7 protein-coding genes and 1 pseudogene are annotated in these 13,193 nt (G+C 73.2%); 3 read left to right on the plus strand and 5 right to left on the minus strand.

Annotation, left to right across the window (positions count from 1 at the left end; all coding sequences use genetic code 11):
- Window positions 1-16 precede the first annotated feature (16 nt).
- From ABT158_RS19845 to ABT158_RS19865, 5 genes and pseudogenes are all read right to left on the minus strand, one after another.
- Entirely contained in the window at window positions 17-1,312 is a 1,296-nt protein-coding gene (locus ABT158_RS19845; RefSeq protein ID WP_352355312.1) for a M1 family metallopeptidase, read from the minus strand.
- Window positions 1,309-5,151, minus strand: a complete 3,843-nt coding sequence (locus ABT158_RS19850; protein WP_352355253.1) for a Pls/PosA family non-ribosomal peptide synthetase — start codon at window positions 5,149-5,151, stop codon at window positions 1,309-1,311. The genes ABT158_RS19845 and ABT158_RS19850 overlap by 4 nt, the downstream gene beginning before the upstream one ends.
- A gap of 157 nt (window positions 5,152-5,308) precedes the next feature.
- A complete protein-coding gene (gene add / locus ABT158_RS19855) occupies window positions 5,309-6,247 on the minus strand; it encodes an adenosine deaminase (protein ID WP_352355255.1) in 939 nt (312 codons plus the stop codon).
- A gap of 11 nt (window positions 6,248-6,258) precedes the next feature.
- Complete coding sequence (locus tag ABT158_RS19860) at window positions 6,259-7,017, minus strand: class I SAM-dependent methyltransferase (RefSeq protein ID WP_352355256.1); 759 nt, start codon at window positions 7,015-7,017, stop codon at window positions 6,259-6,261.
- Between the two features lie 348 nt (window positions 7,018-7,365).
- Window positions 7,366-8,268, minus strand: a pseudogene (locus ABT158_RS19865) (RNA polymerase sigma factor); the annotation flags it as partial.
- Window positions 8,269-8,776: 508 nt separating this feature from the next.
- Here ABT158_RS19865 and ABT158_RS19870 point away from each other — a divergent pair.
- From ABT158_RS19870 to ABT158_RS19880, 3 genes are all read left to right on the plus strand, one after another.
- Window positions 8,777-9,208, plus strand: a complete 432-nt coding sequence (locus ABT158_RS19870; protein ID WP_352355258.1) for a hypothetical protein — start codon at window positions 8,777-8,779, stop codon at window positions 9,206-9,208.
- 242 nt (window positions 9,209-9,450) lie between these two features.
- Window positions 9,451-12,105, plus strand: a complete 2,655-nt coding sequence (locus ABT158_RS19875) for an AfsR/SARP family transcriptional regulator (RefSeq protein ID WP_352355260.1) — start codon at window positions 9,451-9,453, stop codon at window positions 12,103-12,105.
- Between the two features lie 259 nt (window positions 12,106-12,364).
- Window positions 12,365-13,189 (plus strand): hypothetical protein, encoded by an 825-nt coding sequence (locus ABT158_RS19880; RefSeq protein ID WP_352355262.1) that lies wholly within the window; start codon window positions 12,365-12,367, stop codon window positions 13,187-13,189.
- The last annotated feature ends 4 nt before the right edge of the window (window positions 13,190-13,193 follow it).

Here is a 13,193-nt window from a genome sequence, read left to right on the forward strand (position 1 = left end):
CGCGGCTCGGGGCCGGTCAGGCGCCGCGGTCGCGGGTCAGGGCGCCGCCCGCCATCGGCGGCAGGGGCCGGTCGTGCAGCCACGCGGTCAGCAGCGCGCCGGCCGGGACGTGCCGCTCGGCGTGCGCGGCGAACTCCCGGGTGGTGACGCTGCCGTACCGGCGGCTGTCGGCCCAGGAGCGCAGGAGCGTGAAGAACGCCTGGTCGCCGGCCGCCCGGCGCAGGGCGTGCAGGGTCAGCGCGCCGCGTTTGTAGACGCGGTCGTCGAACAGCGCGGCCGGGCCGGGGTCGGCCAGCGTGAAGTCCTGCGGCAGCGCGGCGAGCCTGCGGTGCCAGCGCAGCGCGTGCTCGTCCGCGGGCGGGCCGCCCGAGCGCTCCGACCACAGCCACTCCGCGTACGTGGCGAACCCCTCCTGCAGCCAGATGTCGGCCCAGCCCGCCACGGTGAGGCTGTTGCCGAACCACTGGTGGGCCAGCTCGTGCGCGACCAGCCGCTCGCAGCCGCGCGCGCCGTCGACGTGGTTCCTGCCGAAGATCGACATGCCCTGCGCCTCGACCGGGATGTCCAGGTCGTCGTCGGCCACGACGACGGTGTAGCCGCGGAACGGGTAGGGCCCGAACAGCTCGCCGAACAGCGCCATCATCTCGCCCTGGCGGCCGAAGTCGTGCCGGGCGCGGGCGGCCAGCCGCGCGGGGTGGGCCAGGCGCGTGCCGCCCGCCTCCGACAGCTGGTAGCGCCCGATCTGCACGCTGGCCAGGTACGTCGCCATCGGCTCGGCCTGCTCGTAGACCCACGTCGTGGTCCCGGACGCCCGCCGCCGGGCGGTGAGCACGCCGTTGGCGATCACCTGGTACGCCGGCGCCGTCGTCACCGAGATCCGGTAGGACGCCTTGTCGTCCGGCCGGTCGTTGCACGGGAACCAGGAGGGCGCGCCGATCGGCTGACCGGCCACCAGCGCGCCGTCGGTCAGCTCCTCCCAGCCGAGCCCGCCCCACGGGCTGCGCACCGGGACGGGCGTGCCCGCGTACCGCACCTCGACGACGGCCCGCTGCCCGGCGGACGGCGGGCCGGGCAGGGGGATGCGCAGCTTGCCCTGGCCGTGCGTGTGGCGGACGGCCCGGCCGTCCACCGTGACGCCCTGGACGCGGAAGTGGCCGAGGTCGAGGCCGAGGTCGGCGAGCGGCTCGGCGGCGCGGACCGTCAGCCGGGCGGTGCCGTCGAGCCGGTTGGCCGCGACCCGGTAGTGCAGCGCCAGGTCGTAGTGCTCGACCGCGTACCGGTGGTCGCCGTGCCCGGGGAAGTACGCCGTCATCGCCACGCCGAGACGGGGTTGCCGAACCACCGGCTGCCGCCGGGCAGCGCCTCGCCGCGCATGACCAGGGACGCCGGCCCGACCGTCGTGCCCGCGCCCACCCGCGCGGCGGGCAGGACGACGCCGTGCGGGCCGAGCGTCGCGCCGGCCTCCAGCGTCACCGTGTCGATGCTCATGACCCGGTCGTGGAACAGGTGCGTCTGCAGCACGCAGCCCCGGTTGACGCACGCGCCGTCGCCGAGCGTCACCAGATCCGCCTCCGGCAGCCAGTACGTCTCGCAGGTGACCCCACGTCCGATGCGTGCCCCGAGGGAGCGCAGCCACACGCTCAGCGGGGCGGTGCCCAGCCACGGCTGGGCGAACCAGGGCGCGGCCAGTACCTCGACGAAGTTGTCCGCCAGCTCGTTGCGCCACACGAACGAGCTCCACAGCGGCCTGTTCCCGGCCTTGATCCGGCCGACCAGCGCCCATTTGGCGGCCGTCGCGACCGCCGCGGCGAGCACCCCGGCGGCCAGCACGACCAGCCCGCCCAGCGCGGCGGCCACGGCGAAGCCGTAACCGGCGGCCAGCCACTCGAACGCGGCCACCGCCAGCACGGCCAGCGCGACCACGCCCATCGCGGGCACCACCCGGCACACCTCGACCAGCGCCCGCGCCGCCCGGTACCGCGCGGGCGGGTCGTAGGTCCTGCTGCGGTCGGCCTCCTCGGCCGTGCGGCGCAGCTCCATGGGCGGCATGCCCACGTACGAGGAGCCCGACTTGGCCTTCTTGGGCGTCGCCGACAGCACGCCGACCAGGCCGTCCTTGGGCACCTTGCGGCCGGGGGCGGTCATCCCGGAGTTGCCGAGGAAGGCGCGCTTGCCGATCCGCGCCGAGGCCAGGCGCATCCAGCCGCCGTCCAGCTCGTACGGGGCCACCATGGTGTCGTCGGCCAGGAAGGCGCCGTCGCCGACGGAGGTCATCGTGGGCAGCGCGAGCACCGTGGACAGCTCGGCGCCGCGGCCCACCTTCATGCCGAGCGCCCGCAGCCAGACGGGCGTCAGGACGCTGGCGTACAGCGGGAACAGCCACACCCGGGCCGAGGCCATCAGCCGGCCGGTCACCCACGCCTGCCAGGCCGGACGGCTGTGCACCGGGTGGTGACCGGGGTGCAGCCCGAGGCCGAGCAGCCGCACGCCGGCCAGCGTGACCAGCGCGAACGCGGCCATGCCGGCGACCGTGGCCACCGGCACGGCGGGCAGGGCGGCGGCCAGCGCGCCGCCGAGCGTGGCCTCGTCCCCCGCGAAGGCGGCCAGGACGGCGAGCGCGACACCGGCCGCGGCCACCGGGAGCAGGCTGAGCACGATCGCGCTCACCCCGTACAGCGCGACCCACGGGCGGGAGCGGGCGGCGCGCTCCGCCGGCCGGGAACGGCGCGGCTTGCCCTGGCGGAAGGCCGGGACGCCGGCCCAGCGCTCGCCCGACGGGACCGTCCCGGCCACCGCGGAACCGGGGGCGACCTGCGCGTTCTTGCCGACACGCGCGCCGGGCAGCAGGGTCGAGCGGGAGCCGACCGTGGCGCCCGTGCCGATGCGGATCTCGCCGACGCGCAGCAGGTCGCCGTCGTACCAGTGGCCGGCGAGATCGACCTCCTGCTCGACGGAGGCGCCCCGGCCGAGCTTGAGCAGGCCGGTGATCGGCGGGGGCGAGTGCAGGTCGGCGTCCGGGCCGACGGTGGCGCCGAGCAGCCGGGCGTACCAGGCCATCCACGGCGCGCCGGCCAGGTCGGGCACGCCGAGCCGTTCGGCGAACCGCTCGGCGAACCACAACCGCAGGTGCACGCCGCCGCCGCGCGGGTGGGCGCCGGGGCGCACGCCGCGCAGCAGCAGCCGGGCGACCGCCGCCGACAGGCCCATGCGTCCCATGGGGGTGACGAACGCCAGCGCGCCGAGCGTCACCCACCACCACGACAGCCGCGGCGCCCACGGCGGGGCGAGCACGTTGCCGAGCGCGGCCAGCGGCACGACCCAGCGCAGCGCGCCCACGGTGAGCAGCGGGATCATCAGCGCGGTCTGCGCCAGCGCGGCGCGTCCCGGCATGGGGGCGGCCGCGGCGTGCGCGGGGGCCTGCGTCCCGCCCCTGGCGGCCAGCAGCTCGGCCAGCCCGGCGAGGGTCGGACGGGCGTAGACGTCGCCGACGGCCACGTCGGGGTGGGTGGCCCGGAGCACGGAGACCAGGCGGGCGGCGGCCAGGCTGGTGCCGCCGTCGGCGAAGAAGTCCGACCCGGGCCCTTCCGGGCGCACGCCGAGGATCTCGGTCCACTGCGCGGCCAGCAGCGCCTCGGCCGGGGTCAGGCCGGGGTCCGCGGCGGCCGGGCCGTCCAGCGGCCACGGGAGCGCGTCCCGGTCGATCTTGCCGGAGGTTCTGGTGGGCAGGGCGTCCACGGGGGCCAGGCGGGGCACGAGCGCGGCGGGCAGGGAGCCGGCCAGCAGCTCGCGGGCCCGTCCGGCGTCGAAGCCGGGCCCGGTGACGACGTAGCCGACGAGCACCTGGTGGCCGCCGCCCGCGGTGCGGACGGCCGCGGCCGCGCCGGTGATGCCGGGCAGCGCGTTCAGTGCGGCGTCCACCTCGCCGAGCTCGATCCGGCGTCCGCCCAGTTTCACCTGGTCGTCGGCGCGGCCGGCGAAGACGAGACCCTCGGGCTCGGCGCGGACGAGGTCGCCGCTGCGGTAGGCGCGCTCCCAGCCCAGGGACGGCAGCGGCGCGTACTTCTCGGCGTCCTTGGCCGGGTCGAGGTAGCGGGCCAGGCCCACGCCGCCGATGATCAGCTCGCCGGTCCCGCCCATGGCGACCGGCTCGCCCGCGCCGTCCACGACCGCCAGGTCCCAGCCGTCCAGGGGCAGGCCGATGCGTACGGGCCCCTCCCCCGTCAGGCGGGCGGCCGAGGCCACCACGGTCGCCTCGGTGGGCCCGTAGGTGTTCCAGACCTCCCGGCCGGGCACGGCCAGCCGTTCGGCGAGCTCGGGCGGGCAGGCCTCGCCGCCGAAGATGAGCAGCCGGATGCCGTCGAGGTGCGCGGCGGGCCAGAGCGCCGCCAGCGTCGGCACGGTCGAGACGGCGGTGACGCCCTGCCCGGCCAGCCAGGGGGCCAGGTCCATGCCGGTGCGCACGAGCGCTCTGGGCGCGGGCACCAGGCAGGCGCCGTGCCGCCAGGCCAGCCACATCTCCTCGCAGGAGGCGTCGAAGGCCACCGACAGCCCGGCCAGCACCCGGTCACCCGGACCGAGCGGCCGGTCCTGCAGGAAGAGCCCGGCCTCGGCGTCGGCGAACGCGGCGGCCGACCGGTGCGTCACCGCCACGCCCTTGGGCCTGCCGGTGGAGCCGGAGGTGAAGATGATCCAGGCGTCGTCGTCCGGGGTGGGCCGCTCGGGCGTGGCCGCCCGGCGGACCCGGGTGGCCGGGCCGCCGTAGAGCACGGCGTCCACGGCGGCCTCGGCGAAGACGAGTTCGGCGCGTTCGTCCGGGTCGTCGGCGTCCACGGGGACGTAGGCGGCGCCGGCCGCGAGCACGGCGAGGATGGAGACGTACAGCTCGGCGGTGCCGGAGGCGATGCGCACGCCCACCCGGGAACCGCGCCCGACGCCGGCCGCGGCCAGCTCGGCGGCGACCCGGCCGACCTCGGCGCGCAGCGACCGGTAGTCCAGGCACACGGCGCCGTCGTCCAGCGCGGGCGCGCCGGGGTGACGGCGGGTGGTCTCGTCGAGGATGTCGATCAGGGTGCGGGGCGGCGCGGCCAGCACGCCCGCCGGGTAGACCGCCGACGCGGTCCTGAGTCCTAAGTCTGCCGAGTCGGTGCGCAAACGCTGCTCCTTCGGTCGGGCGGTCGGCCCCGGCCCGTCAAGGCCGCGGGCTGCCACTGGCGTGGCGTTCGCGCCACCTCCGTTCGCAACGGTCGCCGATTCGCCCACTATTCCACGATGTGACGGAGATCGCCGTGCCCGGTGGGGGCCTGGCCGGTCAGCGGAGCCAGGCGTCGACGGCGGCCAGCAGGTCCGCCTTGAGGGCGTCCGGGGCGAAGGAGGCCCTGATCGAGGCGCGGGCCAGCTCGGCCAGGACGTCGTCGCCGTACCCGAAGACCTCGCGCAGCCGCAGGTACTCCTCGGCCAGCGCCGTCTCGCCGTCGGTGTTGACCGTGACCGCGAGCCCCGCCTCGCGCAGGCGCGGCAGCGGGTGCTCGGCCAGCGACGGCACCAGCCCGAGCAGGACGTTCGACGTGGGGCAGACCTCCAGCGGGACGCCGCGCTCGCGCACCTCGGCCACCAGCGCCGGGTCGTCCAGCACCCGGATGCCGTGGCCGAGCCGCTCGGTGCGGCCGAGGTCCAGCGCCTCGCGGATGCTCGCCGGCCCGGCCGCCTCGCCCGCGTGGTGCACCAGGTGCAGGCCCGCGTCGCCGGCCGCGGCGAACACCTCGGCGAAGGGGGCCAGCGGATGGGCCTCGTCGCCCGCGAGCCCGAGGCCGATCACCTCGTCGTAGCGGGTGGCCAGCTCGTACGTCCGCCACAGCCGTTCCAGGGGCCGCCGCCTGGAGTGGTCGAGCAGCACCCGGGCCTCGATGCCGTACCGCCTGCCCTCGGCCAGGCCGTCGAGCACCGCCTCCAGCGGCATCTCCGGGGCGCCCAGCCGTTCCCCGTGGGCGGCGGCGGTGAAGGTGACCTCGACGTAGCGGGTGCCCTGGGCGGCCTCGTCCGCGCAGAACTCCAGGGCGACGCGCCGGAAGTGCTCGGGGGTGCGCAGCAGGCCGCGCACCTTGGCCCGCTGGTCGGCGAACTCGCGGAAGCCGGCGAACGGGCCCTCGGGCTCGGGCGGGCCGCCCAGCTCGCGCACGGTCGCGGGCCGTACGGTGCTCTCCAGATGGACGTGCAGGTGGGCCTTGGGCAGCAGGCGGAGGTCTCTCACGCTCCGGGAGGTTATCGCCGGGTGATGCGGATTTTCGACTGCTTATGTGGGCCCTGCTCCCAGTCGTCCATGAACGTCGCTTTCAGCCCGTACTGGCGGGCCAGTTCGACCAGCGTCTCGGTGCGGTAGTAGAAGTCCTCGCGCAGGACGTGGTGCTCCTCGCCCTCGGTCCGGTCGAAGGTGAAGTCGAACCAGCCGTCCGGTTTCATGACCCGGCCCACGTTGGCGAAGCACTCCTCGATGACCTCGATCGGCGAGTGCGAGAAGACGCTGTGGGCGTGGACGACGTCGAAGTACTCGTCCGGCAGGAAGGCCAGCCGCAGGTCGCGCACCGGCGCCAGGTACGGCAGCTTGTCCTGCAGGGCGTGCTTCTCGATCGTGTCCTGGGCGGCCAGCAGGATGTCGGGCGAGATGTCGATGCCGTAGTAGTTGCCGGTGAACAGGTAGCCGATGAACAGGCGGCCGGCGCGCAGGTTCCCGCAGCCGATCTCCAGCATCCGGCAGTCGGGCTTGAGCCCGTGCTCCACCAGGTAGTCGAACTGCATGCGTCCCAGGGCGAGCCAGCGCCGGTGCCGGTGCGACCCCACGGCGCCCTCGGGGTCGCGGGCCGTGTCGGACCTCATGACGGCGCGGTAGTAGGTGACGTGGTCGTGGGTGCGGAGCCGGAACCAGGTGTCGCGGGCCAGCCGGCGCAGGTGGGGGGCGATCCTGTGGGGGTGCCGGAACGCGTAGGCGGCCTGGTGGACGAGGCTCGTACGGGAGCGTTTCACGTTGGGCAGAGTAGGTCCGGCCCACCCGGCCCGCTCCGGGCTCCACACACTCCAGAGCGCCCTTTTACCCGCCCTTTCCCACCCCTGGACCGCTCTTCCTCGTGGGCGACGGGCGCGTCGCCGTGGCAGGCGGCGCGCGGCACGCGGGTGCTCGGGTGGCCGTCGCCGGGGTGGACGGAGGTCGTGCCTGTCGCTGGTCGCGCCGGCGTCTGCGGCGGCTGGTTCGGTCGACGAGGCGGTGACGCTCCACGTCCACACGGCGAGCCCTGCTCGGCGTGTCGCGTGCGGCCGTTCCCGGGCGTGAACGATCGGCTCAGGCGGCGTGCTGCCGCTCCCGGGACCGGGCGGTCAGCTCAGGTAGTCGCGCAGCGCCATGGCCCGGGAGGGGTGACGCAGCTTGGACATGGTCTTGGCCTCGATCTGCCGGATGCGCTCACGGGTGACGCCGTAGACGCGGCCGATCTCGTCGAGGGTGCGCGGCTTGCCGTCGGCCAGGCCGTAGCGCATCGTGATCACGCCCGCCTCACGCTCGGAGAGCTGGTCGAGCAGGCTGTGCAACTGCTGCTGCAGCAGCGTGAACGAGACCGCGTCGGCCGGGGAGACGGCTTCGGTGTCCTCGATCAGGTCGCCGAACTCGCTGTCGCCCTCCTCGCCGAGCGGCGTGCTCAGCGAGATCGGCTCCCGGCCGTAGCCCTGCACCTCCGACACCCGCTCGACGTCGAGATCGGTCTCGGCGGCGATCTCCTCGGGGGTCGGCTCGCGGCCCAGGTCGGACTGCAGGCGGCGCTGCACGCGGGCCACCTTGTTGATCAGCTCGACCATGTGCACGGGGATGCGGATCGTCCGGGCCTGGTCGGCCATGGCACGGGTGATGGCCTGCTTGATCCACCAGGTGGCGTAGGTGGAGAACTTGTAGCCGAGCCGGTAGTCGAACTTCTCGATCGTCCGGATCAGGCCGAGGTTCCCCTCCTGGATCAGGTCGAGGAAGAGCATGCCGCGGCCGGTGTAACGCTTGGCGATGGAGACGACGAGCCGGAGGTTGGCCTCCAGCATGCGGCGCTTGGCACGAAGGCCGTCGTCGGCGATCCACTCCAGGTCGGCACGCAGCTCGGAGGGCAGGCCGGGCTCGCTGTCGAGCCGTTCCCTGGCGAACAGGCCGGCCTCGATGCGCTTGGCCAGCTCGATCTCCTGCTCGGCGGTGAGCAGCGGGACGCGCCCGATCTCCTTCAGATAGGTCTTGACCGAGTCGGCGCCGACGGCCGTGCCACCGTCGGCGATGGTGTCGTCCAGTTCGAGAACCTCTGCTGCTTGGGACAAAATTCTCTCCTCGCTCGCGTTGGGTGGACGCTCAGTGACTGAGCCGGCCTGCGGGCAGGGCCGGCGGGGAAACGTAGCGGGCCGATAGGCGTCGGGACCTTCAGGGCATGAGGGAACGGAAGAAGCGGGGCCTGGCAGGGCCGTCTCTGACCAGGCTACCCAACACTTCCTCGAACGTGGCTTCGACGAACACCCGATCACCGCTGACCCGCCGCCTCCATCCACCCCCTGACCAGCCCCCCGACCCGGTCACCTCGCCCCCACCCCCGCCGGCCGACGGCACGCCAGAAGACGCCCGCCCCTGTTTCATGGCGACGGCCCCAACAGGCAACCAACCCGCACCAAACAGGCCCCTTTTAGCTTGACGGCAGGCAACCGCGAAAGCGCTTGGCGGGCCGTTTCACCGCCTTGGCTTGCGCAGGCGAGACAACGAGGAGATTTCATGCTGAGAAAGTTCGTCCCGGCCGCTGTCGCTGCCGTCTCTCTGGCCGGGCTGGCGTTCGCGTCGCCAGCGGGCGCGGAAACCCTTTCCTCTTACAAGGCGTACGGCTGCGCGTCCGGAGACTTCTGCGTGTATTCGACAGAGGTCATCTCCGAGGCGACGAAGATCAGCATCGGCCGGGGCGAGAACTGGGGGCCGGTCAGCGTGGGCAGCAGCCCGTACAAGGGCGTCCGGTCCTTCTTCAACAACGGCAAGATCGACACCTACGACCACGTCTGGGTCTCGTACTACTACGGGGACGGGACCAAGGCGAGCAAGTGCATTCACCGCGCCGAGGACGGCGACCTCTCGGCGGGACACGAGTGGCCCGATCGCCGAATGCCCGTGACCGTCGTCCAGATCCAGTGGAAGAAGGAGAACTGCGCCGATTAGTGCGCACCGCCGATGATCTGGCGGACCGACCTCCCGGGCTGTGCGCCCGGGAGCGGATGACTCCGGGATCCAATTAGCAGCGCCGAGAACCCCGCCCCTTGAACCTGCGATTGAGGGGCGGGGGTTTCGGGGCGGGCATGCGCGGCGAGAAGCACCATGGCCGGACGGACCGGCCGCCCGCCTCTGACCAGCCTCGTCAAGACGGTATGACTTATCGGCTCGGCAACCCCATAATCAGCTCAGTGGAAATCGGGGTGCTCGGGGCAGTAACGGTCGACGGCGCGACAATTCCGGCAGGCAAGCAACTGACCCTCTTGGCGGTGCTGGTGTGCCACGCCAACCGGCCGGTGTCGGGCGACGTCCTGGCGCAGGCGGCATGGCCGTCCGCGGCGCCTTCGCCCAGCACCTTCCGCTGGCACCTGCACCGGCTGCGCGCCACGGTCGGAGACAGGCTGGTGCGCCGCGGCGACGGCCACATGCTGCGCGTCGCCGATGACGAGCTGGACGCGGTCCGGTTCACGCGATGGGTCCAGCGCGCCGCCGCCGAGCCGGCCGAGCGCGCCTTGGACCTCCTGGATCAGGCCCTGGCCCTGTGGCGAGGCGCGCCGTACGGCGGGCTGGACGACATGGAGGACATCAGGGTCGAGGCCGCCGCGCTGCAGGAGGCGCGGCTGGGGGCGATCGAGGCACGGGCGAAGGCTCTGATGTCGTTGGGGCGTTTCGCCGAATGCGCCAGTGACATGGCCACCGCGGTGGCCGGACAACCGCTGCGTGAATCGTTCGTGGAGCTGTGGCTGCGTGCCCTGGCCGCCGCCGGGCGTCCCGCTGAGGCGCTCCGGCTGTACGGGCGGACCCGCGCCAGGCTGGTGGAGGAACTCGGCGTCGAGCCGAGTGGCCCGCTGCGTCGCCTCCACGAGGAACTGCTCCGCCACGAGCCGGCCCCCCGGCTGCTGCCCCCCGACGTGTACGCCTTCACCGGCCGTACGCAGGAGCTGGGCGTGCTGGATCGGCTCCTGCACGGCCCGGCGGACGTGGCCGTCATCAGCGGAGTCGGCGGCGTCGGCAAATCCGGGTTGGCGCTGCACTGGGCCCATCGTTCCCGCGACCATTTCCCCGATGGGCAGCTCTATGCCGACCTCGGGCAGCACACCGCGGCCGACGTGTTGCCCCGCTTCCTCGCCGTACTCGGGGTCATCCTCGTCCCCGAGGACCACGACGCCCGCATCGCGCTGTACCGCCAGGTCCTGGCCGAGCGCCGGATGCTCATCGTCCTCGACAACGCCTCCGGGTCCGTGGACGTGGAGCCGCTGCTGCCCGGGACGGCGGGCTGCGTGACGGTGGTCACCGGGCGCAGCAGGTTCGAGAGGCTGGTCACCGCCTGCGGGGCGTCGCTGATCCAGCTCGACGTGCTGCCTCCCGCCGACGCCGCGCTGCTGCTGAGCCGCATCGCCCGCATCGAGCCGGGGCACGCCGTCCCGCTGGTCGAGCTGTGCGCCAGGCTGCCGCTCGCCCTTCGCGTGGCCGGCGCCCGGCTGGTGACCCGGCCTGGCTGGACCCCGGAGACCTTGGCCGCCAGGCTCACCGAGGAGCGGCGGCTGGATGAGCTGCGTGCGGGAGAGCTGGACGTGCGCGCCAGTCTGGAGGCCGGCTATCAGGAGCTGCCCGACGCCGAGCGGGTCCTGTTCGAGCGGCTCGGTCTGCTGCCGGCGCCCACCTTCACCGCCTGGATGGCCGCCGCCCTGCTGACGGTGCCTGTCAGCACAGGCGGGGACCTGCTGGAACGGCTGGCCGAACGGCAACTGCTCCAGCCTGAGGGCTTCGACGTCGCCGGCCAGGAGCGCTATCGCTTCCACGATCTGATCCGGCTGCTGGCCCGCGAGCGCGCCGGTACCGGGCCGGCGCAGGACAGTGTTCGTGACCGCTTCCTGTCCTGCCTGCTGGCGCTGGTCAAGGACGCCTGTGAGCGGGAATACGCGGGCGGGTTCCGGCTGCTGGACAGCGGCGCCCCGCATTGGCGGCCGCGGGGTCGGGTGCTGCCCGACGAGCCGATGAGGTGGATGGCGGCCGAGCGTGAGACCCTGCTCGCCGGCATTCATCACGCCGCCGAACACGGACACGCCGCCATGTGCTGGGACCTGGCGCTGGCCGGCGTTCGCCTGTTCGAGATCCACGGCCAGTTCGTGGACTGGGAGCAGACCTCGCGGCTGGCCTTACGGGTCTGCCGCGACCACGACGAGCTGCGGGGCGCGGGGGCGATGCTCGCCTCGCTGTCCGCGGTCGAGGGATTCCAGTACCGGCGCGAGAAGTCTCTCGCCCTGGCCAAGGAGGCGCTGCCGTTGCTGGACGAGAGCTCCGTCCAAGCGCTGACGCTGGCCAACCTCAGCGCCGCCGAGCAGAGCCTGGGGGACGCGAAGTCCGCTCTGGCGCACATCACCCAAGCCGTGACCATCGCCGCCAGGCTGGGTGACACCCTCAGCGAGGCCGTTCTGCTCGCGCGCCTGGCCCTGCTCGAAGGGGGCGCCCCGCGTCCGATGCTGGACAAGGCCATGAAGCTCGCGGCGGGCAACACGCGCGTCTCCTCGCTGATCGCGATGTCCGACCTGCTCGCTTCGGTGAGAGCCGGTCGCCACGCCTATGCGGAGACGCTGTCGATCAGGATCCTCGATGACGTCCGCCGCTATGGCGATCGGGTGATGGAACGCGAGGCACTGTGCCTGCGCGCCGACAGCCTCATCGCTCTGCGGCGCCCGGCCGAAGCGGCCGCCTGCCTGCGCCGCGCCCACGAGTTGGCCGTGATCCAGAACGTGCCGCTGGAGGTCCGGCGGATCACGGCCGTCCTCGAGACGCGGTGCCTGCCCACGGCCGAGAGCCCGGCCAGGCACGCGCCCCGGATGTGACGGCCGGAGCCGCACCCCCGGTTGCGTCGTCCGAAACGGCCTGTCCGGCTCGGTCACGCGCCACCCGTCCAACACAGCGACCCCACCCAGCGCCACGACGGCGCTGCCCAGGCCGGCGGTCAGACGTCGAAGCGGCATCTTGTTGATCACAGCTTGCCTCTCGCGGCTCGATGAGGAGGCACGCCCCAGTAGGCATGGTAGGCACAAGATTGTTGCGCCCTCCCACCATCTCCAGAGGAACGTGATGAAGCGGACTGTCATGGGTGTCATCCTGATCGCGGGCCTGGCACAGCTCGTCGCCGTCCCCGCCCAGGCGGAGTCCGCGAACGACCCGGTAGAAGTGCTCCGAGCCACATTGACCCGCGGTAAGGGCGTGAACATCGTGTCCACCGCGAAGGCGTACCACGGTCGCGGCGCGTCCTACACCCTGGCCATGGACGGCACGGTCGGGTTCGGGCCGGAAGGCGAGATCGCCTCTGACACGTCCCAGCGCGTGCGGTTCAGCAAGACGGTGATGAGCGGTCTGAGGAAACTCGGCATGGCCGAGGACGCCGCCGCTGAAGAGCTGCCCCTGAGGGTGATCTCGTCAGGCAGCGACGACTACGTCTCCGGCCCCCGATTCGCCGACGTACTGCCGCAGGGCACGAGCTGGGTGCGCTATCCGCACACCGATCTGCCGGCCAGCAACCCGCTGCTGGAGGTGCTGGAGCCCGCCACGCTCAAGGCGCTGCTGGCCCACCGCACGTCCTGGCGGGGCGGGGTGGTGAAGGGCATGATCAAGGCCGACAAGCTGGTCAAGGTGTCGCGTTCTTTCGCCTCGCGCTTTCGCGGCTACTCCTGGAGCGAGCCCGTCAGCACCATCTCCTACACCATCCGCCTGAGCACGGCTGGACTGGTGGAGCGAGTCACGGCCAAGGGGGTCATGCACCACTGGAAGGGGTCCGTGCTCCGGCTCACGGCGGACACCCGCTACTCCACCTGGGGACGGCAGGTCACCGTTGCGCTGCCTCTGCAGAGCGAGGTGCTCGATCAGGAGCAGCTCGAAGGCAAGGTGCCCTACGTGGTGCCTGGTGCCTGGAACTAGCCGC

The organism is Nonomuraea sp. NPDC001636 (genome assembly GCF_040298265.1).
Lineage (GTDB): Bacteria > Actinomycetota > Actinomycetes > Streptosporangiales > Streptosporangiaceae > Nonomuraea.

Bases quoted from the DNA above. Each gene is read 5' to 3' on its own strand.
- ABT158_RS19845 (WP_352355312.1), bottom strand. From the start codon at position 1,312: ATGACGGCGTACTTCCCCGGGCACGGCGACCACCGGTACGCGGTCGAG.
- ABT158_RS19870 (WP_352355258.1), top strand. From the start codon at position 8,777: ATGCTGAGAAAGTTCGTCCCGGCCGCTGTCGCTGCCGTCTCTCTGGCC.
- ABT158_RS19880 (WP_352355262.1), top strand. From the start codon at position 12,365: ATGGGTGTCATCCTGATCGCGGGCCTGGCACAGCTCGTCGCCGTCCCC.